The organism is Streptomyces cahuitamycinicus, assembly GCF_002891435.1.
GTDB classification, from domain to species: Bacteria; Actinomycetota; Actinomycetes; order Streptomycetales; family Streptomycetaceae; genus Streptomyces; species Streptomyces cahuitamycinicus.
Genome location: NZ_POUC01000071.1, coordinates 1 through 26,502 on the forward strand (window position 1 = coordinate 1; position 26,502 = coordinate 26,502).

General features: G+C 71.9%; 18 protein-coding genes and 1 pseudogene. 8 read left to right on the forward strand and 11 right to left on the reverse strand.

Going from position 1 to position 26,502, the window contains the following annotated elements; genetic code table 11:
* A partial coding sequence (locus C1J00_RS46690) for an Eco57I restriction-modification methylase domain-containing protein (protein ID WP_439333397.1) occupies positions 1 to 1,405 on the reverse strand: 1,405 nt, incomplete at its 3' end.
* Positions 1,406 to 1,643: 238 nt separating this feature from the next.
* On the opposite strand from C1J00_RS46690, the gene C1J00_RS46695 reads away from it, so the two are divergent.
* Both C1J00_RS46695 and C1J00_RS46700 read left to right on the forward strand, forming a co-directional pair.
* A complete protein-coding gene (locus C1J00_RS46695; protein ID WP_245936321.1) occupies positions 1,644 to 1,841 on the forward strand; it encodes a hypothetical protein in 198 nt (65 codons plus the stop codon).
* 252 nt (positions 1,842 to 2,093) lie between these two features.
* On the forward strand, positions 2,094 to 2,609 hold the full coding sequence (locus C1J00_RS46700; protein WP_245936322.1) for a hypothetical protein: 516 nt from the start codon (positions 2,094 to 2,096) through the stop codon (positions 2,607 to 2,609).
* Here C1J00_RS46700 and drmD read toward each other — a convergent pair.
* The 3 genes from drmD to C1J00_RS12665 form a co-directional block, all read right to left on the reverse strand.
* The gene (drmD, locus tag C1J00_RS12655; protein ID WP_102909143.1) at positions 2,534 to 5,779 is read right to left on the reverse strand and encodes a DISARM system SNF2-like helicase DrmD; all 3,246 of its coding nucleotides are present in this window, start codon (positions 5,777 to 5,779) and stop codon (positions 2,534 to 2,536) included. The genes C1J00_RS46700 and drmD overlap by 76 nt on opposite strands.
* A 159-nt stretch (positions 5,780 to 5,938) precedes the next feature.
* The gene (locus C1J00_RS12660) at positions 5,939 to 7,267 is read right to left on the reverse strand and encodes a serine/threonine-protein kinase (protein WP_245936323.1); all 1,329 of its coding nucleotides are present in this window, start codon (positions 7,265 to 7,267) and stop codon (positions 5,939 to 5,941) included.
* Between the two features lie 120 nt (positions 7,268 to 7,387).
* The gene (locus C1J00_RS12665; protein ID WP_102909145.1) at positions 7,388 to 8,308 is read right to left on the reverse strand and encodes a serine/threonine-protein kinase; all 921 of its coding nucleotides are present in this window, start codon (positions 8,306 to 8,308) and stop codon (positions 7,388 to 7,390) included.
* Positions 8,309 to 8,473: 165 nt separating this feature from the next.
* On the opposite strand from C1J00_RS12665, the gene C1J00_RS12670 reads away from it, so the two are divergent.
* A complete protein-coding gene (locus C1J00_RS12670; protein ID WP_102909146.1) occupies positions 8,474 to 10,459 on the forward strand; it encodes an N-6 DNA methylase in 1,986 nt (661 codons plus the stop codon).
* 77 nt (positions 10,460 to 10,536) lie between these two features.
* Here C1J00_RS12670 and C1J00_RS12675 read toward each other — a convergent pair whose 3' ends face one another.
* Genes C1J00_RS12675 through C1J00_RS12690 form a run of 4 tightly spaced genes read right to left on the reverse strand, consistent with a single transcriptional unit; the run spans position 10,537 to position 19,017 of the window.
* A complete protein-coding gene (locus tag C1J00_RS12675; protein ID WP_102909147.1) occupies positions 10,537 to 11,835 on the reverse strand; it encodes a TIGR02679 family protein in 1,299 nt (432 codons plus the stop codon).
* On the reverse strand, positions 11,832 to 16,094 hold the full coding sequence (locus C1J00_RS12680) for a TIGR02680 family protein (RefSeq protein ID WP_102909148.1): 4,263 nt from the start codon (positions 16,092 to 16,094) through the stop codon (positions 11,832 to 11,834). The genes C1J00_RS12675 and C1J00_RS12680 overlap by 4 nt, the downstream gene beginning before the upstream one ends.
* Complete coding sequence (locus C1J00_RS12685; protein WP_102909149.1) at positions 16,091 to 17,428, reverse strand: TIGR02678 family protein; 1,338 nt, start codon at positions 17,426 to 17,428, stop codon at positions 16,091 to 16,093. Before C1J00_RS12685 ends, C1J00_RS12680 begins: the two co-directional genes overlap by 4 nt.
* Entirely contained in the window at positions 17,428 to 19,017 is a 1,590-nt protein-coding gene (locus C1J00_RS12690) for a TIGR02677 family protein (RefSeq protein WP_245936324.1), read from the reverse strand. Before C1J00_RS12690 ends, C1J00_RS12685 begins: the two co-directional genes overlap by 1 nt.
* Positions 19,018 to 19,435: 418 nt before the next feature.
* Between C1J00_RS12690 and C1J00_RS12695 the strand changes: the two genes are divergently transcribed.
* Positions 19,436 to 19,789 (forward strand): hypothetical protein, encoded by a 354-nt coding sequence (locus C1J00_RS12695; RefSeq protein WP_146046180.1) that lies wholly within the window; start codon positions 19,436 to 19,438, stop codon positions 19,787 to 19,789.
* A gap of 70 nt (positions 19,790 to 19,859) precedes the next feature.
* Complete coding sequence (locus C1J00_RS12700) at positions 19,860 to 21,059, forward strand: threonine aldolase family protein (RefSeq protein WP_102909152.1); 1,200 nt, start codon at positions 19,860 to 19,862, stop codon at positions 21,057 to 21,059.
* 97 nt (positions 21,060 to 21,156) lie between these two features.
* Here the strand turns inward: C1J00_RS12700 and C1J00_RS12705 are convergent, their stop codons facing one another.
* On the reverse strand, positions 21,157 to 21,678 hold the full coding sequence (locus tag C1J00_RS12705) for a winged helix-turn-helix transcriptional regulator (RefSeq protein ID WP_102909153.1): 522 nt from the start codon (positions 21,676 to 21,678) through the stop codon (positions 21,157 to 21,159).
* 86 nt (positions 21,679 to 21,764) lie between these two features.
* Between C1J00_RS12705 and C1J00_RS46705 the strand changes: the two are divergent.
* From C1J00_RS46705 to C1J00_RS12715, 3 genes and pseudogenes are all read left to right on the forward strand, one after another.
* A pseudogene (locus tag C1J00_RS46705) lies at positions 21,765 to 21,962 on the forward strand (oleate hydratase); the annotation flags it as partial.
* A 311-nt stretch (positions 21,963 to 22,273) separates the two neighbouring features.
* The gene (locus tag C1J00_RS12710; protein WP_245936325.1) at positions 22,274 to 23,359 is read left to right on the forward strand and encodes a phytoene desaturase family protein; all 1,086 of its coding nucleotides are present in this window, start codon (positions 22,274 to 22,276) and stop codon (positions 23,357 to 23,359) included.
* 236 nt (positions 23,360 to 23,595) lie between these two features.
* Positions 23,596 to 24,483, forward strand: coding sequence for a helix-turn-helix domain-containing protein (locus C1J00_RS12715; protein WP_102909154.1), 888 nt, complete (start codon positions 23,596 to 23,598; stop codon positions 24,481 to 24,483).
* Positions 24,484 to 24,624: 141 nt separating this feature from the next.
* Here the strand turns inward: C1J00_RS12715 and C1J00_RS12720 are convergent, their stop codons facing one another.
* Together C1J00_RS12720 and C1J00_RS12725 are read right to left on the reverse strand one after the other, a co-directional pair.
* Positions 24,625 to 25,389, reverse strand: coding sequence for a MerR family transcriptional regulator (locus tag C1J00_RS12720; protein WP_102909155.1), 765 nt, complete (start codon positions 25,387 to 25,389; stop codon positions 24,625 to 24,627).
* Positions 25,390 to 25,529: 140 nt separating this feature from the next.
* A partial coding sequence (locus C1J00_RS12725; RefSeq protein WP_102909156.1) for an XdhC family protein occupies positions 25,530 to 26,502 on the reverse strand: 973 nt, incomplete at its 5' end.

The window sequence follows — 26,502 nt, forward strand, 5'->3', positions numbered from 1 at the left end:
CCTCCTCCTCGTACCAAGGCACCCGCCCCGAAGCACAAGTGGCCAGCGCCGCCCCCGCGATCAGGTCCCCCACCAGCCGAAGTCGCCGCGAGTGCCGGTTGACCTCCTCCAGACGCTCCCGCTTCTCCTGGAGCGCCGGCAGGTCGACGCCCTTGATGGCCGTGATCGCCAACCGCTCCCGGGTCAGCTGGTCCACCAGCTGCCGTGCCTGCTCGGCCAGGACGTCGGTCTGCCCGGTCGGCTTCATATGTACCGACTGGATCTGCTCCATGTCGTGCACGCCCAGCAGCGAGTCCCCCGCCACCAACCGGTCGTCCAGGAACGTGAAGGGCCGCCCCGGGTCCATCGACACCAGCCACAGCGACAGCTTGGCCATCTCCACGGCCATCGGGTTGATGTCGACGCCGTACAGGCAGTGCTCGATGATCTGGCGACGCGCCTCGACCACGACCGGGTCCTGCTCCGCGTCCGCCGCCGTCACCGCGTCCACGGCCCGGCCCGCCCGGTACGCCATCGCGTCCGCGCGGCCCTCCGACTCCCAGGCCTCGATCAACCGGTCCGCCAGGTAACGGCAGGCCGCCACCAGGAACGCCGCCGAGCCCATCGCGATGTCCGCGACCTTGAGGTCGAGGATCTGGTCCGCCGACTTCAGGCGCCACTCCCCCGTGTCCGCCGTCTGGAGCGGGCCCGGCTCGTACACCAGCGGCTCCAGCGCGTGCAGGACGACCTCCTCCGCGAGGAAGCGGGGCGTGTAGTGCGTGCCCGTGTTCTTCCTCAGGGACGACTCCGTGACGTACAGCGCGCCGTTCGGGATGACCGTCGGCAGGCCGCGCAGGTCGTCGCGGAGGATGCCGACGAAGGGCAGGAGCCGTTCCGTCAGTGCCGGGTCCTTCGTCACCGCGTTCAGGCGGCGACGGGCCTCCGCCGCGTCCTCCGTCCCCAGGGGAGCGAGCCGCTTCTCCAACTGGCCCGCTGTGGCCGGAGGCTTGGGGTCCTTCCACTTCTCGTGGACGGACTTCGCGAGCGTCTTCACGGAGCCGCCGGCCTTCGCCGCCAGCGTCTCCAACTCCCGCAGGGTGACCTCGTGTTCCAGGCCCTCGGGGCCGATCAGCCCCACCATGTGCTCGGCGGCCCGGCGGCCGTCGAACGACAGCAGGCCCTCGTACACGTAGCCGATCTGCTCGACGTCCAGCGCGCGGAAGCTGAGCGTGCGGACCTCGCGGTCCTTGCCCTTGCCGACGCGGACCTCCTGGACGGCCTGGAGCATGTGCAGGACCGTGCGGTCGTCGATCGGGAGGAGCGGGGTCGTGCGCTCCAGCCACGGGTACTTGTCCGGGTCGAAGATCGAGCCGTCGTACGCCGGGAGGTGGAAGCCGGAGCCCGGGTGGTCCACTCCCCCGTGCACGGCGTGGAAGAGGGCGATCAGGCGGTGCCACGCGGACGTCGTGTGCTCCAGTGACGTCTCGCCCTCCTCGTCCGCCCGCGCCTTCAGCTCGTCGCGCAGGAAGCGGGCGGAGTAGGAGCGGGCGTAGACCTCGTTGTCCGCCGGGAGCAGGCCCCGCTCCTCCGCGAAGCAGGAAGACGACGCGCATCATGACGGCGACCGCACCGCGGTAGACCTCGCCCGCACTGACGCCGGTCGCGTGCAGGCCCGGCGCTCCGTGCTCGACCGCCCGCACGTCCGCGCGCCCGATGGCGTCCACGAGGAGTTCGACGGCCTGGCGGACCTGGACGCCGAGCGCTTCGGTGACGTCCTCGCCCGCCGCGAGGCTCGCCTTGAGCAGGCCGACGAGCGTCTCGGCGTCGTCGTACTCGAAGAAGCGGCGGCGGCGCAGCAGTGAGACGAAGGCTCGTACGACGTTCCGCTCGGCGGCCTCGTTCCAGCCGATGGAGTCGAAGACGGCCGTGGTCGTGACGCCGCCGAGCGGGCCCCAGACCAGGCACCACCAGCGGCCGTCGGTGACCAGGCCGAGCGGTACGCCGTGGTGGCGCAGGAGGCGGGCCAGGCGGTCGGCGGGGGCCGCGGACCAGTCGCCGCCACCGCCCGTGCGGGCCGTGGGGGCCGTACCCGCCGAAACCGTCATGCCCAGCAGGTGTACCCGCTTCGCCGCCGACTCGGCGTCCGGCTCGGCCGCGAGGTCCGCCCCCGGTTCCACCAGCGCGAAGTCGGGGCGCACCTCGGTGTTGTGCTCCGCGACGCGCAGGGTCAGGCGGTCCAGGCCGTGGTGCTCCGCCTCGCCCTGGCGGAACGCCAGCGCGTCGTCCCAGCCCAGCAGGCGGCCGAGCACGTACGCCACCCACTCGTCGCGGCCGGCCGTCGTGTCCGTCTGCCAGTCGGCGTGGCGGGCGCGGAGGCGGGCGCGTTCGTCCTTCTCCAGCGTGTCGAGCTGGGGCCAGGCGCGCAGCAGGACGGGCATGGTCAGGAAGGGGCCCGAGACCTCGGTGAGGTCGAGCCACTCCTGGTGCTGGCGGCGGCCGTCGGCGGCCTGGGCCTTGGCGGCGGCTACTCCGGAGCTCACGGGGCGGCGGGGGCTCATCGGCGGGCTGCCTTTGCGGGGATCACGAAGACGACGGCGGCGGGGAAGAGGTGGGAGCGGGGCTCGCGGTAGCGGGCGGCGATGGCGGCAAGTTCGCGTGTCCGTTCGGCGGGGAGGCCCTTGAGGCGGTCGTCCCAGCGGCGGCGGTCGTCCTCGAACTGGCGGCGCTCGTGGCCGGTCAGCTCGTGGGTGGACAGCAGCGCGAGCTGTTCGCCCTCTCCGTCGCCCTCCTCCTTGAGCTTGGCGCGCAGGGTGGCCTCGAAGCGGTCGAGGGTCGCCGTGATGCGGCGTTCTTCCTCCGCCCGGCGGTCGGCGAGCCTGCTCTCCAGTTGGCGGCCGAGTTCGCCGGCGCGGGCCTCCAGGGACCGGAACAGCGGGTCGCGGAGTCGCGGCCAGGCTTCGGTGAGCTCCCTGCGCAGGTGGGGAGCCGCCTCGATGCCCTCGGTGAGTGCCTGGGAGAGGACCCGGCCCTGTTCGCCCACGGACTCCCAGCGGCGGAAGCGGCCGGTGTCGCCGAACCAGCCGCCCGCGTACAGCACTTCCTCATGCAGACGGGTGCCGTCGGTGCCGACGAGGACGTACCGGGCGTACGCGGAGACCAGGGTCGTGGTCACGGCCGGGTCGTCGGAGACGACGGCGGTGACGCGGTGCAGGCCGATCAGGTCCGCGTTCCAGACGGCCGCGGTCAGCAGGCGTGTGGAGAGCGCCACGAGCGGGTGCTTGAGGTGGGCGAGGACCACATCGTCCCTGCCCTGGGCGGCCACCGCCGGGGAGAAGGTGAGCGGGCGCTGCTCGCCCTCACGGAGCTTGTGCGCGAGACCACGGGTCGCTCGCTCCCAACTGCCGGACAGGGGCTGTACGTCGAAGAGGTCGCCCGGCTCGAAGTCCTCCGCGCGCAGCGTGGACGGCAGCAGCGGCGGCTGGTTGTCCAGCGCGAGGGCGGTGTCCACGACGCGCTTGACGTTGCCCGGGGTGAGGCCGAGCGCGGTCACCGTCTCGTCGTACTGGTCGGCGAGCCGCTTCGTCTGCGCGGTGACGTTCTGCTCGGGGGCGACCTCGCCGCCCGTGCGACGGCCCTTGATCGGCCGGGGCTTGGCGTTCTCGATGTCGACGGGTGCGGTGTCGCCGGTCATCCGGCGCTGCACGGCGTCGGCGAGGACGGCGTTGACGGATCCGAGGTCCTGCTCCATCCGCGCGACCTTCTTCGCGACCCGGGAGAGGAACTCCAGGTCGGCCTCGTACGAGCCTGCCTGCGCCTGCTGCCAGCCGGAGCCGATGAAGTGGGTGATCTCCGGGTCGTGCTTCTGGCCCCAGCGGTCGACGCGGCCGATGCGCTGTTCGAGCTTGTTGGGGTTGAAGGGGATGTCGTAGTTGATCAGGCGGTGGCAGTGGTTCTGGAGGTCGATGCCCTCGCCGGCGGCGTCGGTGGCCAGGAGGATGCGGACCTTGCCCTCCGCGCGGGACGGCTCGGTCTGGAAGCCGAGGCGGATGCGTTCGCGTTCCTCGGCGGACAGGCCGCCGTGCAGGCGCTCGACGCGGCCACCGTCGGTGAGTTCCTCCTGCTGGAGGAGGTCGTGGAGCCACTTTTGGGTGTCGCGGTACTCGGTGAAGACCACGACCCGTTCGTTGGTCCACTTCTTTCCGTCCGGGCGGCAGATCGCCTTGAGTTCGGCGATCAGCGCCTCGGCCTTGGAGTCGGGCGCGGCCTCGTGGGTGAGGGCCCAGCGCTCCATCTCCTGGAGCAGGTCGAGTTCCTGGCCGTCCTCGGCGGGGGTGAGCGAGGTGGAGCGGGTCAGGGCGTCGTCCTCGGCGTCGACCAGGCCCGTGTCTTCGAGGTCGGCGACGAGGTCGGCGAACTCCTCCAGCCACTCGGGGACTTCGGCGGCCGCCGAGCGTGCGCGCGCGGGGCCGCCGGTGTCCTCCAGGTGGGAGAGGTAGACCCGGACGGTGTGCAGGAAGGCCGCCGGGGAGGAGAACAGCCGCTTCTTCAGGAGCAGGGTCACCAGGTCGGCGGCGCGGCGGCCGCCGCGGGCCTTGGGGGTGAGCTTCTTGCGGCGCAGTTCCGCGAACGAGCCGAGCAGCTCGTGGATCGCCCGCTCCTGCCGCGTGTAGTCGACGGAGAGCTCGCGCGTGACGCGGGTGCGGAAGCGGGGTGTGCCGTCGGCGTTGGTGACCGTCGACTTCAGACGTCGTACGACGGTGTCCTTGAGCGCTTCCTTGTCCGGGTCGACACCGCGTGCGAAGCGCTGGTCGTCGATGAGTTCGAGGAGCGCCGTGTACGACTCGGGGTAGCCGTTGTGCGGGGTGGCGGAGAGGAAGAGACGGTGCTCGAAGTGCGGGACGAGGCGGCGGATCAGTTTGGTCTGCTGGGAGTCGACCGCGTACACCTGCTTGGGCGCGGCGGGCGCGACGTGGTGCGCCTCGTCGAGGACGAGCAGGTCGAAGAAGCGCTTGTGCTCGCCGTCGGGGCTCTCCTCGGGGGCGCCGATGACCTCGTCGAGGAGGCGCTGGGCCTTCTGGCCGCGCAGCCAGGGCAGGGAGACGATGGTCAGCGGGTGGACGCGGAAGGGGTTGGCGGCGGTGCCATGGGTGCGGCGCAGGCGGGCGCAGTGCTCGGAGTCGACGATGGTGAACTCCAGGCCGAACTTCTCGGCCATCTCGTCGCGCCACTTGAGGGTGAGACCGGCCGGGCAGACGACCATGGTGCGGCGGGCCCGGCCGCGCAGCATGAGTTCCTGCACGACGAGGCCGGCCTCGATGGTCTTGCCGAGGCCGACGTCGTCGGCGAGGAGGAGGTTGACGCGGGGCGCGCCGACCGCTCGGGAGACCGGCTCCAGCTGGTACGGCTCGACGGCGACGCCGGAGCGGAACGGGGCCTGGAGGGTCCGGGCGTCGGCGGAGGCGACGGCGGACCAGCGGACGGCGTCGAGGAACGCGGCGAGGCGGTTCGGGGAGTCGTAGGAGCCCGTGGAGGCGTCGGGCAGGGAGCCGGCGGGCAGGACGCGGCGGCCGGGCTCGACCTCCCAGATCACGGACAGGGTGTCGCCGAAGCGGCCGTCGGCGACGGACTGGAGGTGGACCAGGGTCGCGGGACGCCGGTTCTCCTCGCCGTCGGGGGCGGCCGGGGACGGCTCGACGCGGGCGACCACCCAGGACTGGCCGCGCACCTCGACCAGGTTCCCTTCCTCGGGGAGCGGCTGCGCCCCCGTCCGCTCGGTCTCGCGCTGAGCTGCTGGCGTCATGGGCGCTGTTCCCCTCGGTGTTCACCTGCCGTCGTCCGTAGACAGTGTCCCGTGTCCTGTCTCCCCTCCGGAACGACTGACGGCAGGCTAACACGAGCCATGCTCTGTGAACAGAGATTACAAAGCATTGCGCGGTCGGGGTTCGGGCCTTGGTGGTGCTCAGCCCATGCGGCGCAGCCGCTCCAGCAGCGTGCGGCTCCGCCCGTGTCCGGCGTCGGACTCGGGCAGGACCGTCTCCTCCTCGTCGGCCAGGCGGCGCAGCAGCTCCGTGGCGGCGTACCGTTCCCCGGTGCGCACCAGCAGGACGGCGATCTCGTAGCGGGTGTCCAGCACGGCGGGGTGGCCCGGCCCGAGCAGGCTGCGCTGTTCGGCGAGGACGGACTTCAGTTCGTCCAGCGCCTCGCGGGTGCGGCCCAGCGTCCCCGCGCACAGGGCGGCTCCGGCGCGGGCGGCGAGCGTGCCCGCGCGGTCGAGGCCCGGGGCGGCCATCAGCTCGCGGTACTCCTCCAGGGCACGGGCCGGACGTCCCGCCCGGCGCAGGGCCGCCAGCTCCGCCAGCCGCGGGTGAGCGGGCGCGATCCCGGCGACGGAGGGCGGGCGGGGCGCCCAGGCGGCGAGCAGGGCGGCCACCTCCTCGGCGGAGGCGGGCCGGTCCTCGGGCTTCTTCTCCAACAGCCGCTCGACCAGCGCCCGCAGTCCGTCCGGCACGCCGGGGCGACGGTCGGCGAGCGGCGGGACGGGATCGTGGGCATGCCGGTGGTACAGCATGAACGGGCTGGCGTCGGTGAACGGCGGTGTGCCGGTGAGCAGTTCGTACAGGACGCAGCCCAGCGCGTACAGGTCACTCACCGGCACGGTCCGGCCGACCGCCTGCTCGGGCGCCATGTAGACGACCGTGCCGGGAGTGGCACCGGCGGCGGTGAAACGGGTTTCGCCGGGCTGGGGCTCCAAAGCCGCGGCGACCCCGAAGTCCAGGACCTTGATCTCGCCGTCGGGGGTCAGCATCAGGTTCGACGGCTTCAGGTCGCGATGCACGACCCCCTGACCGTGGGCGTAGGACAGCACCTCGGCCGTGCGGCGGGCCACGTCCGCCGCCTGCTCGACGCCCAGCGGGCCGTCGTTCTTCAGGACGGCGTCCAGGGCGCGGCCGGGGACGAGGTCCATGACCAGGTACAGCTCGCCCTCGTGGTTGCCGTGGTCGTGGACGGCGGGGACGCCCGGGTGCCGCAGGCGGCCGGTCAGGCGGATCTCGCGCAGGAACCGGCGCTCCAGCATGCTCGGTTCGGCACCGCGGCCGCGGGTGGCGAGGAGCTTCACGGCGACCTCGCGGTCATGGTCGTGGTCGTGGGCCGCCCAGACGACGCCCATCCCGCCCCGGCCCAGCTCGTGCGTCAGCTCGTACCGTCCAAGGCTCCGCCGCATCGCGCCCTGCCCCCAGTTCCGGCGCCTGCCGCGCCCGCCGCGTCCCGCGTCGTCCGGGAGCGTCACGGCGCCCCGGCCGACGGAGACATTCTGTCACCGGTCATGACACTCCTGTGCCGCGAGTGACCGAAAAGGTGCAACTTGCAACGACCGCAGGACCCTCCTCGGATCAGAAGGACCCGTGGTTCACAGGGGCATCGGGCCCTGGGGGACGAGGAAAGGGCGGCGCGGGTCCTCGGGCGGAGTCCAACTGACCGCCAGCCCGGGATCGGGCTCCGGCAGGTGGGGTGCCAGACCTGCGTAGACCTCGGCGGCCGACGCGGGACGGTCGTCCGGCCGCTTGGCCAGGAGGGCCGTGATCAGGTTCTGGAGATCCCGGGGCACACGTGCGCCCGCGTCAGCGACGAGGGGCGGGGGCGAGGCGAGGTGGTGGGAGGCCAGGAGCGCCGGCTGATCGGTGGGGAAGGGCGTCTCCCCGGTGAGCATGTGGTGCAGAAGGCAGCCCACGGCGTACAGGTCGCTGCGGCCGTCGAGCGGGTCCCGGCCCGCCAGCAGTTCGGGAGAGGCACAGATGAGGTTGCCGACCCCCTCGCCGGTCATGGTCAGCCGCGGGTCGGTGTCACCGAGCAGCTTGACCAGGCCGAAGTCGAGGATCTTCACGACGCCGTCGCGGCGAACCATGACGTTCTGCGTCTTGAGGTCGCGGTGCACCAGGCCGGCCCTGTGGACCGCGGACAGCCCCGCGCACAGCTGGGCGGCGACGGCGGCCGCCGAGGGCACGTTGAAGCGGCCGTCCTCCTGCTGGTCGAAGAGGTACTCGAGGGTGGTGCCGTCGATCAGTTCCATCACCAGACAGCACGTGTCGTCCGTGATCGACGCGTCGAAGACCGTGGCGACGTTGGCGTGGTCGAGGCGCGCGGCCGCCCGCGTCTCCCTGCCGAACCGCGCGCGTGCGGCGTCGCGGCTGCTCGCCACGGCCAGGAGTTCCGCGGCGACGGTCTTCACCGCGACGGGCCGGTCAAGGGGCAGGTCGCGGCCCTGCCAGACATGCCCCATCACTCCGCGGCCCAGTATGGACTCCAGCCGATAGCGGTCATGGATCACCATTCCCGGCGCGGGGCTCCACATATCTGCCGACCTCCACATTCCCTGCACAACAATATGGAACGTACACGCTGTGAACAAAGTCAATAGGGGTAGTAGCCTTCCCCGCATGAACGGCCGCTGGGAACGCCGACCAGCCCAGCCGCCAAGTACCCCGGAGACCGAACCATGAGTGCCCATGAAGCCGTCCCCGTCAGCCTGGCCGAGATCGCCCGGATCGCCGGCGTCGGCCGCGCCGCCGTGAGCAACTGGCGCCGCCGCCACGACTCCTTCCCCACCCGGATCGGAGGCACCGACGTCAGTCCGCAGTTCTCGCTGGCCGAGGTAGAGCAGTGGCTGCGGAACAACGGCAAGCTCAGGGACATCGGTGGCCGCGAACTCCTCTGGCCGCGTTTCGAGGCACTCGGCAGCCGGAACGAGTCGGGGCTCGCCATCGCCGAGGCGGCTCGCCGGATGCGCTCCCCCAAGGCGCGCACCGCCCCGCCCGAACTCTCCGCGCAGGCACGTGACCTGGCGGCCGAGGCCGCGAGGGTGGGACGGAAGGAGGGGCCCCGGGAGGTCTTCGAGTTCCTGCTGCAACGATGGCTGGAAACGCACGTCCGGCAGCTCAGCACCACGCCGCCGCAACTGGCCGCGCTGATGGCCCGGATCGCCCTCACCGTCCGCCTCGGCCCGGCACAGGACGGACTGACCCTCCTCGATCCGGCGTGCGGTACCGGACACCTGGCCGCCGCGGCCGTGCGGGAGTACGACAGACCCGGCCTGGAGGTACTCGCGTGCGAAAGGGACCTGGCGCTCGCCGCGTTGACGGCCGACCGGCTCGAGTTCCTCGCGGAGGACCACGACATCCGGACCCGGATCGTCAGCGCCGACGCACTGCGGGACGACCCCTTCGCCGGAGCGAAGGCCGACATCGCCCTGTGCAACCCTCCCTTCAACGAACGCGACTGGGGCTACGCGGAGCTCGCCACCGACCAGCGCTGGACGCACGGCCTGCCCCCTCGCACCGAACCCGAACTGGCCTGGGTGCAGCACCTGCTGTCCCACCTCGAGCCCGGCGGCGCCGCCGTGATCGTCCTTCCGCCGGCCGTCGCGTCACGCAAGGCGGGCCGCCGTATCCGCGGCTCCCTGCTGCGCACCGGAGCACTCCGCGCCGTCGTCTCCCTGCCTCCTGGCAGCGCCCAACCACACAGCGTGTCACTCCAGTTGTGGATTTTCCGCGCGGCCCCGGACGGCTCCGCGGCCGCTCTCCCGAGCCAGGACGCCCTCCTGGTGGACGCCACCCGTTTCGCGAGACCGGGATCACGCGAACCCAGCCCCGACTGGGACAGCCTCGGTTCCTATGTGCTCAGCGCGATGGCGGCCCTCGACCAGCCGGACCAGGAGCCGCCGCAGGGCGCCGTCCGGGTGCCCCTGCTCGACCTTCTCGACGACGAGGTGGATGTCACCCCGGGGCGTTACACCGCGGCGGCGGCCGAGCCGTCCCGTAAGGAACTCGCCGGCAAGTGGGAAGAGTTCGGGTCGCTGCTGACGGATCTGGCCGATCACACGACGCGCCTGTCCGCCCTCGACTTCGAGGCCGGTACTCCACAGACCACGACGACAGTGGGAGACCTCGTCAAAGCCGGAGCACTGACACTGCGCGCCGGCCAGCAGCCACCGGAGTCGGCCGCACCCGTCGGCGGGGTCGCCGTTCCGCTCCTCACCATCGCTGACCTCCTGCACGACGGCACTCCCAGCGGGACCGTCCCCACCGGCTCGGCCCCGGCCGTCGCCGAGGAGGGCGACGTCGTGGTCGCCGGAGTGGCTCGGGCCTTCAAGGCGTGGGTCCACCAAGGACCGCCGACCGCCCTGGGCCCTCAGCTCTACATCCTGCGCGTGGACGCGCAGAAACTGGAACCCCACTTCCTCGCCGGCTGTCTGTGCGCGCCGGCCAACGGACGTCAGGCCGGCACCCACGCCTCCAGCTCGTCCAGGGTCGACATCCGGCGTCTCCAGGTGCTCCAGCTTCCCCTGGAGAAGCAGACGGTCTACGCCGAGACCTTCCGTCGTCTGCGGACCTTCGAGGAGCTGCTCACCGCGGCCGGCGAGTCGGGCAAGGGGTTGGTGAGCGACATGAGTGATCGACTCGCGGCAGGCGGGCTGTCTGCCTGACCCCCTCCGGCCCGAGCGGGGCCGAGCTACCGATCCGGCGGTCCGGGGCTGTCCGCGAGGCGGACCGCCCCGGGTCTTCACCCGAGATCCTCCAGCAGCAGATCGAGCGCCGCCTCCTCGTGCAGGGCGATGCCCAGCACGTCCATGGCGGGGGCCAGTTCCGTGTCCCACAGCGCCTCGGCCGACGGTCCGGTGAGGGCGATCGACGGTGTGCCGTTCACCTGTGCGCGGGTCGCGAGGTACTCGTAGTCGGCCGCTCGCATGCGCCACGGCTCTGCCGCGTACCGCTGCATGACCCGGTTGGCCAGGGCGATGCCGGGCCAGTCGAAGTCGCCGTGGTAGGCGAAGGCGCAGCCGGCCGTCGCCAGCGCGTCCAGGAGGGTGAGGACGACCGTCGTCGCGCTTCCCGAGGTGCAGACGAGGGGTGCTGTGCGGTCGGCGTCGGCCGCGGCCTCGACCACGCGTGGGTTCTCGCAGACGTGGACCCGGGTGCCGGGCGGCATGTTCAGGGTCAGGGTGCGTAGTTCGCGCAGGGTCAGGTGGGTCTCCATGTGGTGGTCGGCGCGCTCGCGCAGTGCCGCCTCCCGCCAGGTGCCGCCGGTGGGGCGCAGGCCGTACGCGAGAACCGTGCTGGAGACCTCGTCCGGAGTGACCGAGGCCATGCGCCACAGCGCCCGGCGCGCCGGTGCGTCGGCGGGGAACTCGACACCTCGTGCCAGTGCGATGCCGCGCAGGACCAGCCGGGACAGCAGGGTGCCGTCGTCCAGGCCGTGCGCCGAGCCGGTGGCGCGGGTGGCCAGTTCGCCGCGGCCCCAGGAGGCCGGGGTCAGGCGTGGATCCGTGGCGGGGAAGAGTGTCGCCAGGGTCTGGACGGCCTGGGTGATGACGGTGGTCGCGGTGCGCGGGTCCTGGCGGGCGAGTGTGCCGCCCCGTCGTATCTCCTCCAGCCACCGTGCCGTCCAGGGCTGCGCCGGCAGCGACGTGGCTTCCAGCTCGGTCTGAACCGTCGACCACAGGCGGGTCCGTTCGGCCGTCGCCGCGTCGCGGGCCGCCCGGCGGTCGGTCAGCGGTGGGCCCAGTTCCTCCAGCGTCGAGGACAGACCCCGTCCGACCGCGCTGCTGCGCAGGCGGGTGTCCAGGTCCGGCAGACGGATGGTGGCGGTGGGGCCGGTGACAGGTCTGGCCAGGAGGAGGGACAGCGCCTCGCGCTCCTGCGCGTCCAGGTGCTCGAGCCTGATGGTTCCGGCCGGTCGCAGGCCGTTGCGTTCCAGCCGGGTGCGGGCGGCCGTCCAGAGGCGGGTGAGGCCCGGTCGGGTGAGGAACGCGAGGGCTTCGGCGTCCGGGGGACGCTCGTCGGTCTGCTCGGCGCCCGTCATACCGACACCAGCCTCCGCTGCCGCCCGTTCCACGTGTAGTGGAGCGTGGCCACGCCCCGCACATGCGGGTCGCGCAGGCACTCGTAGATGTGGAGGGAGGGTACGTCCGGCCAGTTGCCGATCAGGCGTTCGCTGGTGAGAACGAAGTCGAGGTCCAGGTCGACCAGGATGCGGCCGAGGCGGGCGTGCGTGGGCTCGTCCACCTTGGCGAACGCGTCGTCGAGGAGGATCAGGCGGGGTGCCTGCGGGGCGGTGTCGGCGAGGCCGGTGAAGTGCGCCGCCGCAGCGGCGAAGAGGACCAGATAGGACAGGACCCGCTGTTCGCCCTGGCTCAGGCCCGTGCGGCCGGAGAGTTTGCGGCGGCTGCCCGGTGCCGCGTCGTTCACCACCCAGGGGGTGAAGGTGAACCAGTCGCGGTAGTCCAGGGCGGTCCGCAGATGGGCCGCGTAGCCGGCGGCCGGGTCGGCGCGGCGGGCGTCCTCGATACGGCGCTGGAGGACGTCGCGGAGCTGCTCGGACTGTTCGCGGGTGCGCAGGCCGGAGGGGCTGCGCAGAAGGTCCACGGCCGCCTTGACGTCCGCTTCCACACCGTCGGCCAGGCTCCAGTCGAGGGTGACGCCCAGACCGTGTGACGTGCGGACGGTGGCGAGGGTGGTGTTGAGGGCGGCGACCAGGGCGCTCGCGGCCAGCACCTGCGAGGACAGATGGTCGCCCAGCTCTCCGGTCAGGAAGCGCTGGAAGACATCGCGCTCGCGCTCCGTCAGGCGGTCACGTGCCTCGGCGGCCTCGGCCTCGATGCGCTCGCCGACCGCGGCGATGTCGTGCGGTCCGTGGTCGTCGACGAGGCGGCACAGCTTGATGCCCTCGCGTTCCTCCATCGTCGCGTCGTAGCCGCCGGAGAGCTGGTCGCGCAGTTCGGTGTGACGGTTGAGGAGGGTGGTGTCCGAGATGTCCCGGCGTTCGGCATCCAGGCCGCGGCGCACGGCGTCGACCAGCAGGCGCAGCGCCGCGATGCGCTCCCGCACATCGTGGTGGACGGGGTCCAGGGACTTCAGCGCCCCTTGGTCCGCGTCGGCATCCGCGCCGGTGTCCGCGCCGGCCTTGGCGCCGGCATGGGCGTCGAGGCCCGCTCCCCTCAGCACGCCCGGCAGGGAAAGGGCCGTCCGCAGTGTCCTGCCGCAGGCCAGCACCCCGGCCTCTTGCGTGGCGAGTGCCTCGCGACGCGTCCGCTCGTCCTCTTCCGCCCTTACTCTCCGGTCATGCACGTCGGCCATGTCCCTTCGCGCGCCCGGGAGCTGGCGTCCGACGGCGTCCAGCCGGCGCTTCGTCTCGGCCTCGCGGGCGAGGATCTCGTGCTCCGTGGCGCCGAGAGCCTCTTCCAGTGCCCGGACGGTGCGGCGGGCGGCTTCCAGGCGAGTCAGCGGCTCCGCGTAGTCGGACTCTGCCTCCCGGCGCGCCGAATCGGCACGCTCGTAGTCCGCGCGGCCGGCGCGGTGGCCGTCGGCGGCGGAGAGGACCGCGCCCACCCGCCGCCGCAGCCGCTGCGCACCCTGCCCGAGGCGGTCCAGGGCCAGTCGGACCGTCTGGAGTGCGGCCGGGTCCGCCGGGAGGTCGTGGGCACTCGCCGTGGCCTCGGCTTCGCGCCGGGCGACGACCGCCCGGGCTCGTGCCTGTTCCGCCTCACGGGCTGCCGTGTACGCCTGCGAGGCCAGGGTTTCGGCGGCGCGCTCGGCCTCGGCGGTACGAGCCCAGGCGTCCGTCAGCCCACGTGCCGGGGGCGGGCGGCGCAGGGTGTCCGCGACCAGGTCGCGGTGCTCGGTGAGGATCCGCAGTCCGCGCCTGCGTTCCACCAGTTCCTGCTCCAGGTCCAGCAGTCGGCGGTCGAGATCCGCCAGGGCACGGCGGCGGGTCTCGGCACGCACCTCGGCGCCCACGTACTCGGCGGCCTCCTTGGTGTGGCGGCCGTGGGCGATGCCGAGCCGCCAGGATCCGTCGGTACCGATCGCGGTGTGCGGCTCCGCCACGTCCACGCCCACACCCACGCCCACGGTTTCGGGTTCGCCGGTGAGTGTCCCGCCGTCAACCAGAGCCACCGCCCCCAGCACCCGCTCGACCTGCTCCGCAGTCACACCACCGCCCGGCGCGGCGACCGGGCGCAGCACCCGGGCGAGCGTCGCCCCGGGCACGGGTGCTCCTGGGACCAGAAGGGTGTCCCGTGTGGCCGGGTCGAGGACGGTTCCGTCGGCGCGCACCCAGGCGTCGAGCAGGCCGCTCGCCTCCAGCGCGGCTTCCAGCCCTGCCCGCGCGTCGGGTGCCACGTCGTGGGCGAAGTCCACCAGACGGTACAGGGGGGCTCCGGTGCCGGGTGTGCGGGGAGCCGTGCGGTGGGACGGGAGTGGGGGCTCGGGGTCGGTGTGGCGTTCCCAGTCCTCGCGCTGCTGCCGGAGGCGGTCCTGTTCCGTCTCCCGTTCCCGGACGGTCAGGGAGAGGTCGTCGCGCTCCGCGCCCAGTGCCGCCAGCCAGGGGTCGACGGCCGAACGGGCCGCTTCGGCCACGGCCTCGGGGGTCTGCGCGGGCAGGGGGCCGTCTGCCGGCTCCGGCGCGACCAGGGCGAGCAGGGCGTCCAGGGGCACCCCGGTGGGTTCCCGCAGCCGCTCGCTCCAGGCTGTGGCCGCGAGGGCGTACGCCTCGGACTCGTGCACGGTTTCCCGTAGCCGCTGCTCGGTCCGGCTGCGCGCGTGTTCCGCCTGTTCCTCCAGGCGCTCCCGGGCCGCGTCGGCCTCGGCGGCCTCCCTTCGGGCCTCGTCCGACTGTTCGATGAGGGTGCCGAGTTCTGTGACGAACCGGGCACGGTTCCTGATCACCGGCTGGGCGGCGTCCAGCCGTTCGTCCCAGGCGTGCAGCGCGGCCGCGCATGTCTCTGTGTCGACCGCCAGCACGGCACTGTGCCGTACGAGGTGGAAGTCGCCCTCCGGTGCGGTCAGTTCGGCTGTGGTGGCGGGCGCGACGGGTGCGCCGGGGGTCGCCACGGGCTCCCCCAGGTGCACGGGGTCAAGCCCGGATCGCTCTGCCTCCCGCACCAGTTCGCCGTACATGGTGTTCAGCTCGACGAGTTCTTCACCGAGCCGTCCGGCTTCCGCGGTGAGACGCTGTCCTGCCTCTTCCTGGTTGCCGTGTGCCTGCCGGACGGCCTTGAAGGCGGCGGCGGCCGCGCTGTGCAGGGCGGTGACGGTGGCGCGCTTCTCCCCGAGCTCCGTCAGGCTGCGGTATCCGGCGCCGGCGTGCAGCGCCGCCAGGTCCGTCGCGGCGGCGCTCGACTCGGTCTCGAGTGCCTCGATGCGGGCGCCGAGTTCCTGCTCGCGTTCGCGGAGCCCGTCGGCGTTGCGCGCCGCGTCGCCCGCGGACCTGCGGTGCGTCATCAGCTGCTCGAGCTCACCGCTCGCCTGGTCCGTGCGGCGGCGCAGCACCCCGTGCAGGTAGCCGCGGTAGTCGGTGAGGAAGGCGCGCAACGCCTGGTCGGTGCGTTCGAGGCGCCCGAGGTAGGCCCGGACGGAATCCAGGTCGTCCAGGCTGCGGGCCACCTTCTCCACGACCTCGTTGTCGAGGGCGGGCAGGGTCTCGGCGAGGACCGAGACCAGTCCGCCGGAGTCGATGCGGTCGCCGATGGTGGGGCGTCGCAGCCGGTGCAGCAGGTGCAGCAGGTTACGGTAGCGCGCCGGGTCGGTGAGGCCGAACAGTTCGCGGGCGACCCTGGCCCGGTGCTCGACCGCGCGGTCGGTGACGTTCTCGGAGCCGACGAGCGACTTGAGCCGGTCGACGGGGAGTGGCTGCCCGGCGGGGGCGAGGTCCAGTTGCTCGCCGACCCGCAGCCGCGTGGTGAAGAAGAACGGTTTCGCGGTCTTGGTCGACTGGGAGGCGCGGATGGCCGCGCCGATCGTCAGGTGGTGGTCGTTGCGCTCCTCGTCCGTGCGCGCGAACTCCAGCCACAGGTGGCCCAGCCGGTTGGTCTGCCCGAAGCCGTCGAGCATCAGCCAGGGAAGGGTGGTGCGTCCGGTTCCCGTGGCGTCCAGCGCGCGGGCGTCGCCGTCGAGGAGGTAGGGCAGCAGCATCTCCAGGGCCTTGGACTTGCCGGCGCCGTTCTTGCCGCGCAGCAGCAGGCGCCCCTCTCCGAAGGTGAACTCCTGCTCGTCGTACTGCCAGACGTTGCGGATGCCCGCGCGGTGCAGTCGGTAGCGGTGCGGGGCCGGCGGGCGGTTCATCGGGAGGGCTCCTTGGGGTCGTCGTCCGCCGGTGGCCGGTCGGTACGGTGCTTGACCGCCACGGTGGTGGCGTACCGGGCGGCCGCGGCGAGCAGGATCCAGCCGCCGTCCGAACTGCCTTGGCCGCGCGCCTGGGAGACGTCGGTGACGGAGCGGCCGTCGGCCACCGTCTGTTCGTATCCCTCGGGCAGGCCGTGGCCTTCCGCGCGCACGGGCCCGGCCGGAGCCATCAGACGCATCCGGACGAGGAGGTCGAGTACGGCCGCGAGGAACCCGTCCCGGTCCTCCAGGTGGCCGCGCTGCCAGCTGCCGCGCCTGCCGTACTCCTCGATCAGGTCGTCCAGCAGTTCGGGCAGCAGCCCGTCCGGAACGGGTACGCCGATGACGAGCCGTCCGCCGACCGCCGGATGCCCGGCTTCTTCGGGACGCAGCCGGTCGACCAGCCGCTCCAGGAGGAGCAGCGCGGCTTGTGCGACCGTCCCGGTGCCCGGTAGGTGCAGGTCGGTGAGTTCGTCCTCGGCGTCGACCAGGGCGATGCCCTCGGCGCGGATCTCCGCTTCCAGGCCGAGCAGTTCGGAGAACGCCTGCGCCTCACGCCGCTGCCGGGTACGCAGCCATTCGCGCTCGGTGTCGGTGAGGTCGTCGAGGTGGACGACGGGGGTTTCGACGAGACGCCTGCGGACGTAGGTGCGCGGCCCTCCGAAACCGGGGTCGGCGGCCCGGCGTACCAGGTCCGCGCCGTCGCGGCTCTGAGCGAGCGGGCCGGCGACGACGACGCGCGCGATCTCGCGGTCCACGGTCAGCAGTGCCTCCCCGCCCCGTTCCTCGGCGACGGCCGTGACCTGGCCGTCCGTCTCCGTGAGAACGCCCCAGTCGACGAGTTGCCGCAGGGCGGCCGCGAGGGTTCGCCGCTCGGCCTGCCGTCCCGTGTCGGCGATCTCGATGCCGGCGTCGACCGCCGCGGCCCGCAGGTCCGCGACGAGCTGGGAGAGCAGGAGCTGTTCCGGGGCGGTGACGAGGACCGACAGTGCGAGGGCCAGGTAGGCGTACGTCCGTGGGCTGAACGGCGTTCCGGTCGAGGGACGTTCCAGGCGGTGGCCCGAGCCCGTGCCGAGACCTGCCTTGAACAGCCGGGCGTACGACGCCTCCACCAGCAGGCGGTATCCGAAGACCTGCTGGAAGCGCTGGGCCAGCCAGTCGGCGTGGCGCCTGATGAGCGGGAAGGCGTCGCTGTGCGGTCCGGAGCTGGTCACCAGAGGGTGGGCCAGCAGGAGCCGGGCGGCGGTGCGGCGCTCGGCCGCGAGAGCGACGTCATGCGCGGACGGCAGAGGCATCAGGCGCTCGCCTCCCTCACCGCGGCCCCGGACGCGCTGTCGACGGCGACGGTGAGATCATCCGCCGTCAGGTCACCGTCCACGGACTTGAGAACCATCGACCTGCCGGGCGTACGCCACGCGGTCAGCCGGATACCCAGGTCCGCGTCGGCCGCCTGGGCACCCTCGAGCAGGAAGTCGTGGGCGTCCTTGTGCAGCTGGGCGTTGCCGAGGGCGGTCGTCAGCAGCTCCAGCAGCAGTCGCATCGCCGGCGCGCTGAGGCGCACCTGCTCGAACCTGCCTGAGGCGCTGCGCAGTTCGTCCGCCGCCGCCTGCCGGGCCTCGGCCTGCTGTCGTGCCTGCTCCACAAGGCGGCGTTTCTGCGCGGAGTGGTCCTCGGCCGCCGCGGCACGTCCCCGCGGAGCCCTGCTGCCGCGCTCGCGCAGCGCCACCGGAACCTCCACGGCGGGTCCCGTCCACCAGCTCACATACGCCGGCACGGACCGGTCGGGATCCGGCGCCACCCCCAGGTGGCGTGCGCCGTAGAGCCCGAAGGCGGCGACCGCCAGGTCGTGGGCCTCTTCCGGCTCCGCGGCGTCGAACCAGGACGCGAGCCGCAGCAGGTCCTTGCGCCGGGACATCTCACCGGAGGCCGAACGCAGCATCCGCTTGGCGTTGGCCAGCAGCGACTGCAGGGCACGCAGGGTGGCGTCCCGCAGTTGATCCACCTGGCTGGAGTGCCCTCCGGTGACGGTGAACCACTCACGCAGCCCCTCCCAGTCCGCGCGGTCGCGTCCGCGGCTGCGCTGCACGCGCGTCTCCGGCAGTCCGTCGGCGAGCGCGCCGATGCCCGCCGCGTGCGCGTCGATCCGGGCGAGCAGCGCGGGCAGGTGCGGCCAGATGGAGTCCAGGTGGGCCGCAATGCGCGGGGCCCGGAAGGAGACGTCCTCGGTGATGGCCTCCACGTAGTCGAGCAGCAGTTCCTTGAACCCCTGGTACTCGGCCGTGTCGAGGTCGTAGCGCGCCAGCACCTGGCCCAGGTAGGCGTAGAAGTCCCGGACGGACTCGGCGAATTCGGCGAACTGCACGAAGAGCGTGCTGATCCGTTCCAGCGCCTGCTGCGGGTCGGCGCCGCCCGGCGCCGCGGCCGTGGCGGCGATCTCCCGCAGGCCGCGGTCGACGAGGGCCAGCAGCTCGCTGCTGACCTCGCGTGCCGCGTCGGCCCCGGCGAGTACCTCGTCCGCGTCCCGCTGCACGCGCTCGCCCAGCTTCGACAGCTGGTAGCGGGAGCGCGAGCGCTGGTATTCGGTGATGCTGGTCGCTCTGACGGTATGCGTGCTGCGCAGCAGATTGCCCCAGCGCACGAGTTCTTCGAGCCTGCGGGTGAGCGTTTCGGCGTCCAGCGCCGCCCCCGGGCCTTCCGTCCCGGCCAGCTTGGCGAGGAGGTCGGGTACCGACAGGTCGGCGAGCAGCGTGCCGCAGAACACCCGCATCACGGCGACGTACTCCAGGCGCTCGGGCGCGCTGAGGTAGGCGTATGCGCTCAGTCGCTGCCATGCCTCGGCACCGGCTTCCTCCCCGTGTGCGGTCTTCTGCTCGTTCCCCTCCATGACCTCGAGCCTACGGACTGTCACTGACAATCCGGAGAGGAGTGGGGAAAGTCCGGCCGCGCACGCCGGCGTGCCCTCCGGATCAGAATCACCTCGCCCCCGCGTCGGTCAGCCGGGGTGGCCGGCCCCGCCACCGTGGAGTCTTCAGGTGGTCATCGACGTGCACGTACAGCGTGGTCGACCGGGACGTCTGGCTGGAGAACCTTCAAGGCGTTCGGTCCCTTCCGGGAGTCGAACAGGCGCCGACAGGGCTCTCGCGCCGGAAAATATGCAGCTCAGATCCGCTCTCGCAGGCAATTTTGCGGCCATCCATTGACCGGGGCCAAGGCGCACGGATAGAAAGATCACGACCAGGACCGCGATCGCGAGTCCGGTCCATACAGCTCTGCCCCGGGGGATTTCGCTTTGCCGCACACAGATGCACGGTCTTCGCGGTGAGCGGGGGCACGGCGTGCTCCTGGACAGCGCGGCCCTGCTGGGCGGTGCGCTGGTGCTCGTCCTCGGCGAGTTGTACCAGGCGTCGGCGAGCTGGGGTCTGTCCTTCGGGCTCGCCCGGGCGGGCCGGCAGGGGGAGTACCAGGCGGTGTTCTCCCTGGGTCGCGGGTTCCAGCAGTTCGCCGGGCCGTGGCTGATGACGTCCCTGGTCGTCGGCGCGGCGGGAACCGGCTGGCTGGTCCTCGCCGCGCTCTTCGCCCTGCTCGGGCTCGCCGCGCCGCCGTTGGTGCGCGGCCTGGAGAAGGCCCGCGCGCGGACGGAGCCGGCGCCGGCCTGAGCGGACCGGCCGGCGCCCCTCCGGACCACAGCTGTCACACCCGTCCGACCGATACGAGTAGGCGAGCACCATGACCGTACAGCGACGACACGACCCGGACGAGCGAGGCTTCGCCAGCGACAACTACGCGGGGGCGCATCCCGAGATCCTTGCGGCGATCGCCCTGGCCAACGGCGGCCACCAGGTCAGCTACGGCGCCGACGTGTACACCGGGCGCCTCCAGGAAGTGGTGCGCGGCCACTTCGGCCCCACCGCGAAGACGTACCCGGTCTTCAACGGCACCGGCGCGAACGTGGTCGCGCTGCAGACCATGCTGGACCGCTGGGACGCGGTGCTCTGCGCCGAGTCGGCCCACATCAACGTCGACGAGGGCGGCGCCCCCGAGAAGGTCGCCGGGATCAAGCTCCTGACGGTGCCCGCATGGGACGGCAAGCTCACCCCTGAGCTGATCGACCGTCAGGCATGGGGCTTCGAGGACGAGCACCGGGCCCGACCCAAGGTCGTCTCGGTCGCCCAGTCCACCGAGCTCGGCACCTGCTACACGCCGGACGAGATCCGTGCGATCTGCGACCACGCGCACGGCCTCGGCATGCTCGTCTACCTGGACGGCGCCCGGCTCGCCAACGCCGCCGCCACCCTCGGCGTGTCCCTCCGGGAGATGACCACGGACGCAGGCGTGGACGTCCTCTCGCTCGGCGGCACCAAGAACGGGCTGCTCTTCGGTGAGGCGGTGATCGTGCTCAACGAGGACGCCGTGCGCGGCATGGCCCATCTGCGCAAGACGAGCATGCAGCTGGGCTCCAAGATGCGTTTCCTGTCGGTGCAGTTCGAGGCGCTGCTGGGCGGGGACCTCTGGCTGCGCTCGGCGGCCCGCTCCAACGCGATGACCCAGCGGCTGTACGAGGCGGTGCGCGACCTGCCGGGCCTGGAGATCGCCCGCCCGGTGCAGGCCAACCAGATCTTCGCAGTCCTGCCGCCGGCCGTCACCGAGCGTCTCCAGAAGCGTTTCCGCTTCTACACCTGGGACGAGCAGGCCGGCGAGGTCCGCTGGATGACCTCCTTCGACACCACCGAGGGCGACGTGGACGCGTTCGCGGCGGCGATCGCGGAGGAGCTGGCGGCGGAGCGAGGCCAGGGGCCGGTGAGCGCGCTGTCCGTGGCCGAGCGCGAGGAACTGGTGCGACTGCGCCGCAAGGTCCGCGAAATGGAAGAGACCTTCGAAGCGCTGGGGAAACAGCCTGCCTTCTCCGCGAACCGCAAGACGAAGTAGCCGGCGGCAAGAGCCCGGGAGGTCAGGCGAGCGCCCTGACCTCCGGGCAGGAACAGCATGAAGCGGATCCCCGGCTCGCGCGTGATCGACCTGACCGTCAGCCGGACGCCGACGCGGGCTTCGCCCCCGGGCCCGGGGCCACGACGACCTGACTCGGGGCGGTGATCTCGTGCCCGGAGGCGCACGTCACCACCGTCCGGACCGGGCTGCCGCACTCGTGGTGGAGCAGGGAGATCGTGCCGGCGCCGTCCGGGACGATCCAGCGCTCGGCCCAGTCGTTGAGGGCGATCAGGATGGGCAACAGGCTGCGGCCCTTGTCGGTGAGGCGGTACTCGTCACGTCCGCGCGCACCGGGAGCCCGGTAGCGGGTCTTCTCCAGGATGCCGTCGGCGACGAGGTCCCGCAGGCGGGCGGACAGCACGCTCGGGCTGATGCCGCAGTGCCGCTCGAAGTCGTCGAAGCGGCGCGTGCCGTAGAAGGCCTCCCTGATGATCACGCCCGTGGTTCGCGGGCTCAGGGATCCCAGGGCGAGATTGATCGAGTCGGGCTCGATGTCCCACGCGTCCCGCTCCCACCGCTGCGGATGGCCCCCAGTCGCTGCCTCGGCTGCGTCGCTCACGTCTCCCTCTCCTGGTGTGTTGCTGCGAGTCTATCCGCCCCCCTACGCTGGCTACGGTTTTTCGAAGTCAGCTGAAGGGGCGCCACATGAACACCGGTGAGAGCTACCACCGCAGCACGGCCTGCCAGACTTGGGACGCGATCGTCGTCGGATCGGGGATCGGCGGCCTGACCACTGCCGCCTTCCTGGCCCGGACCGGACAACGGGTCCTCGTGCTGGAGAAGCACTCCACGGCGGGCGGCGCCACCCAGACCTTCCGGCGCGCCGGATACGAATGGGACGCCGGGCTGCACTACATGGGCGACGTCCACCGGCCCGCCAGCGGACTGCGCCGGATCTTCGACCACATCAGCGGCGGCAAGCTGGAGTGGGCTCCGATGCCGGACGTGTACAACCGGGTGTTCATCGCAGACCGCGAGTACGAGTACCGGTCCGGAGTGCAGCGGTTCAAGGACCGGATGAAGGAGTACTTCCCCCACGAGTCCGGGGCCGTCGACCGGTACGTCGGCCTGGTCTTCGCGGCGAACCGTGCGGCTCGCCCCTACCTCGCCCACCGCAGTCTGCCGCACCCCGTCGCGACACCCTCTACGACGACATGGCCGCGCCCTTCCGCTCGTACGCGGACCGGACGGTCACCGAGGTGCTCACCGAGCTCACCGACGACGCGGAGCTGCGCGCCGTGCTCAGCGGCCACTACGGCGACTACTCCCTCGCCCCCGGCCGCGCCTCGTTCGGCATGCACGCCATGCTCATCCGCCACTACATCAACGGTGCGAACTTCCCCGTCGGAGGCTCAGCCCGCCTCGCGGAGACGGCGACCGACGTCATCACCGGAGCCGGAGGGTCCGTCCTGATCTCCGCGGAGGTCGAGAGGGTCGTACTGGACGACAAGGGCGCGGCCTGCGGCGTCCTCATGGCGGACGGTAAAAGCTTTCGAGCGCCGCTGGTCATCAGCGACGCCGGCGCCCTCAACACGCTGACCCGGCTGGTGCCGGACCCGGCTTCCGAAGCCGCCCGGCTCGTCCAGTCCCTGCGTACCGTCGGCCCTTCACAGACGTACGTGATGCTCAACATCGGGATCCGGGCATCCGGTGACCGGCTCGACCTGGACCCGGCCAACATCTGGGCCCACGCCGGACCCGACATCGACGGTGACATCGCCGCGTTCGAGGCCGACCCCGAGCACCGCACCATGCCGACCTACTTCATCACCTTCCCGTCCGTGAAGGACCCGTCGTGGGAGAGCCGCTATCCGGGACGCACCACCATCGACATCGCGGGGCTGACCACGTGGTCGCTGTTCGAGCCGTACGCGGGCAGCGCGTGGATGCGCCGTGGTGCAGACTACGAGCGTCTCAAGGACAGGCTCACCGAGGAACTGCTGGGCCAGGTCTTCCGCTTCTGCCCCCAACTGGAGGGCCGCATCGACCACACCGAGCTCGCGACGCCGCTCAGCTTCAACCACTTCCTCGGCCGGGAGAAGGGCGACTTCATGTCTCTCGCCCACACCCCGCAGCGGTTCGCGTTGCGTGACCTCGGCGCCCACACGCACGTCCCCGGCCTCCTCCTCACCGGTCAGGACGTGGCATCGGCCGGCGTCAGCGGCGCCATCATGGGCGGCGTCGTCGCCGCCTCGGCCGCCCTGGAGCGCGACGCCCTGGAAGACCTCGCGGCCGGATGAACGGCGGCAATGAGCCGAACGGAGCGTACGCACGTGACCGGACCGGACGGCGACAGCCGGGGGCCGCTTCCGCGCCGCGCATGACATCAACCGCTGCACGACGTTCGGTGGCGCGGGTTCGGGCCGGGTAGAGGCGATGCCACACGGGGTGTGATCTCCTCCACCTGCGCGCCGGACGGCCCGAGAAGCTACGCTGCTTCGCATCTGCGAGCACGCTTCTCAAACGGAGGACAGCGATGCCTTCACCTGTGGCGCCGGACGACAGGGTGACTGCGGGACTTGACCGGCGCGCTGAGCTCAGGGCGTTCCTGCGTTCTCGCAGGGCCCGGCTCAGGCCCGAGGACGTGAGCCTGCCGTCGTACGGGCGGCGGCGGGTTCCCGGTTTGCGGCGCGAGGAGCTGGCGCAGTTGGCGGGGGTGTCGTACGCGTACTACGCACGCCTGGAACAGGGGTACGGGGAAACCATGTCGGCCGAAGTACTGGACGCCGTGGCCCACGCCCTGCGCCTGACCGAGGAGGAACGGGACCATCTGGTCCGGCTGGCCCAGCCCGACCGGAACCGCACACCGCAGTCCGCTCCCCCGCCGCAGGCTCTGCGGCCCACCGTGCAGAACCTCCTCGACACGCTCGGTGTACCCGCCTACGTCGTGACCCGGCGCTTGGACATCCTCGGCTGGAACCGGCTCGCCACCGCCGCCTTCGGGAACTGGGCCCATCTGCAGCCCGGGGAACGCAACCTGGCCCGTCTGATCTTCCTCTCGCCCGAGGCACGCGGCCGGTTCGCCGAGCCGGACCGCATGGCGGCGAAGATCGCCGGTGTGCTGCGGAGGAACGCCGGCAAAAGTCCCGAGGACGCCTATTTCTCCTCGCTGATCCGCGAGTTGACGCAGAAGAGCGAGGAGTTCCGGCGATCGTGGGCGCAGCATGAGGTGAGCTGTGGAAGTGTCGGCGAGGTCGTGCGCATGCGGCACCCGCTGGTGGGAGAGTTCGACCTCGTCCATGAGCCCATGGCGCTGCCGGGGGGCGCCCCCATGCGGCTCAACACCTATCACGCAGAGCCGGGCTCCCGGTCGGAGGAAGCCCTGCGGATGCTGGCCAGTTGGGAGATGGAACGGCAGGACTGAGACCTCACGCCAGGGGCCGTGGGGCGACGCGCCTCAGTTGGTCCCGATCCTCCAGTGCGGTCGCGTACCACGGCCGGGGGCGGTCACATGGGCCTCTGGCTGCGCTCATGGCCCGTCGAACAGCCCTCAAGGCGCATGCGGTCAGCTCAGCCGGGCATCGGCGTACACGGTCATCGCATCGCGCTGGTAGACGGCGAGACCGTCGGCGATCTTGTCGAAGTTGGCCCGCATCTGCGGGTCGTCGACGTAGGTCTGCCCCACCCCCTTGTACGCGGCCGCGCTCGGGGTCCAGAACCGGCAGATGGCCCGGTAGTTGGCGTCCACCTCGGCCTGTACCGCGGTGTCGGACACCGGCGTGCCGGCCACCATGAACTCCGCCATACGGATCATCTGCGCCGTCACCTCACGCTGCCAGCGCTCCGTGTCCTCGGGGGTCATCGCCTCGGCGGCCTGCCGGGACTGCTCCCACTCCCGCGGCCACCGCTCCCGTACCTCGGCCTCGGCCTCGGAGGGGGCCTGGAACCCCTCGAACAGGTTCTCCGGCTTGTTGATCTTCGTCATAGCACCCTTGTCCTTGCCTTCTTCCAGTTCGGCGATGGTGCGGCCGACCGTACGGGCCAGTGTCTCCAGCCGGTCCCGTTCCGCGAGCAGCCGTTGGTGGTGCTCACGGAGGACTGCCACCTGGTCGAGCCGGCTGTCCAGGACCGCCTGGATCTCGCGCAGCCCCAGGTCCAGCTCCCGCATCAGCAGGATCTGCTGCAATCGCAGCAGATCGGCCTCCTCGTAGTAGCGGTGCCCGTTGCTCCCGATCCAGGCGGGCGGCAGCAGGCCGATCTCGTCGTAGTGCCGCAGCGTCCGCGATGTCACCTTGGACATCCGCGCCACCTCAGCGATCGACCAGGCCATTGCCGGTACCTCCCTCGCCGGGCCGGTCTCTCCGGCCACACACATGACCGTAGAAGTTGCCGCAACGGAAAGCGCAAGCCCGAAGCCCTGGCGAACAGGCGCCAGGGCCTGGCCCGTCGGGCGGGCCTGGGCGCGGGCGGTCATGCGGCCGGCACCGGGACCGGCGGCACCGGTGCGAAGCCGTGGATGGGGCCGGGGAGGCGGGACAGGGGCAGGCCGGTGCCGTTGTTGGTGTGGGCGATGATCTCGGCGGTGATGGAGATCGCGGTCTCCTCGGGGGTGTGTGCACCGAGGTCGAGTCCGATCGGCGAGTGCAGGAACGCGAGGTGTTCCGCAGGCACGCCGGCCTCGCGCAGGCGCTCAAGGCGGTGCGCGTGGGTACGCCGGGAGCCCATCGCTCCGATGTAGCCGACCGGGAGACCGAGGGCCAGGCGCAGCAGGGGGACGTCGAACTTGGCGTCGTGGGTGAGGACGCAGATCGCGGTACGGGCGTCCACTTCCGCGCGCTCCAGGTAGCGGTGGGGCCAGTCGACGACGATCTCGTCGGCGTGGGGGAAGCGCTCGGGTGTGGCGAAGGCGGGGCGGGCGTCGCAGACGGTGACGTGGTAGCCGAGGAAGCGTCCCGTCCGGCTGAGGGCGGCGGCGAAATCGACGGCGCCGAAGATGAGCATGCGGGGCCGGGGCGCTTGGATGTGGACCAGGAGCGTCATCCTCTCAGGACAGGTGTCGGCCTCTCCGCCGATCTCGACATGGGCGGTCCGGCCGGTCCGCAGCAGGGCGCGGACCTGGTCGGCCACCGCCCGGTCCGTCCGCCGGCCGCCCAGTGTTCCGTCGTAGGCGCTGCCGCCCCCGAGAACGGCCAGGGTGCGGCCGTGCAGGGGCTGCGGCCCGTCCACCACCTGTGCCACGGCGACGGGCAGGCCTGCCAGCACGTCCTCCAGAGCGGTGGTGAGGTGGGGTTGGCTGGTGGGGTCTATCCGCTGGACCAGCACCTCCAGCTCGCCGCCGCAGGTCAGGCCGCCGATCCCCGATCCGACGACGATCGCGTCCCAAGTCTGGCAGGCCGTGCTGCGGTGGTAGCTCTCACCGGTGTTCATGTGGCGCCCCTTCAGC

Coding starts and splice junctions, on each gene's coding strand:
- C1J00_RS12685 (WP_102909149.1), bottom strand. CDS start 17,428: ATGCCTCTGCCGTCCGCGCATGACGTCGCTCTCGCGGCCGAGCGCCGC.
- C1J00_RS12710 (WP_245936325.1), top strand. CDS start 22,274: ATGGCCGCGCCCTTCCGCTCGTACGCGGACCGGACGGTCACCGAGGTG.
- C1J00_RS12675 (WP_102909147.1), bottom strand. CDS start 11,835: ATGACGGGCGCCGAGCAGACCGACGAGCGTCCCCCGGACGCCGAAGCC.
- C1J00_RS12700 (WP_102909152.1), top strand. CDS start 19,860: ATGACCGTACAGCGACGACACGACCCGGACGAGCGAGGCTTCGCCAGC.
- drmD (WP_102909143.1), bottom strand. CDS start 5,779: ATGACGCCAGCAGCTCAGCGCGAGACCGAGCGGACGGGGGCGCAGCCG.
- C1J00_RS12680 (WP_102909148.1), bottom strand. CDS start 16,094: ATGAACCGCCCGCCGGCCCCGCACCGCTACCGACTGCACCGCGCGGGC.
- C1J00_RS12670 (WP_102909146.1), top strand. CDS start 8,474: ATGAGTGCCCATGAAGCCGTCCCCGTCAGCCTGGCCGAGATCGCCCGG.
- C1J00_RS12695 (WP_146046180.1), top strand. CDS start 19,436: ATGCACGGTCTTCGCGGTGAGCGGGGGCACGGCGTGCTCCTGGACAGC.
- C1J00_RS12720 (WP_102909155.1), bottom strand. CDS start 25,389: ATGGCCTGGTCGATCGCTGAGGTGGCGCGGATGTCCAAGGTGACATCG.
- C1J00_RS12690 (WP_245936324.1), bottom strand. CDS start 19,017: ATGGAGGGGAACGAGCAGAAGACCGCACACGGGGAGGAAGCCGGTGCC.
- C1J00_RS12715 (WP_102909154.1), top strand. CDS start 23,596: ATGCCTTCACCTGTGGCGCCGGACGACAGGGTGACTGCGGGACTTGAC.
- C1J00_RS12665 (WP_102909145.1), bottom strand. CDS start 8,308: ATGGTGATCCATGACCGCTATCGGCTGGAGTCCATACTGGGCCGCGGA.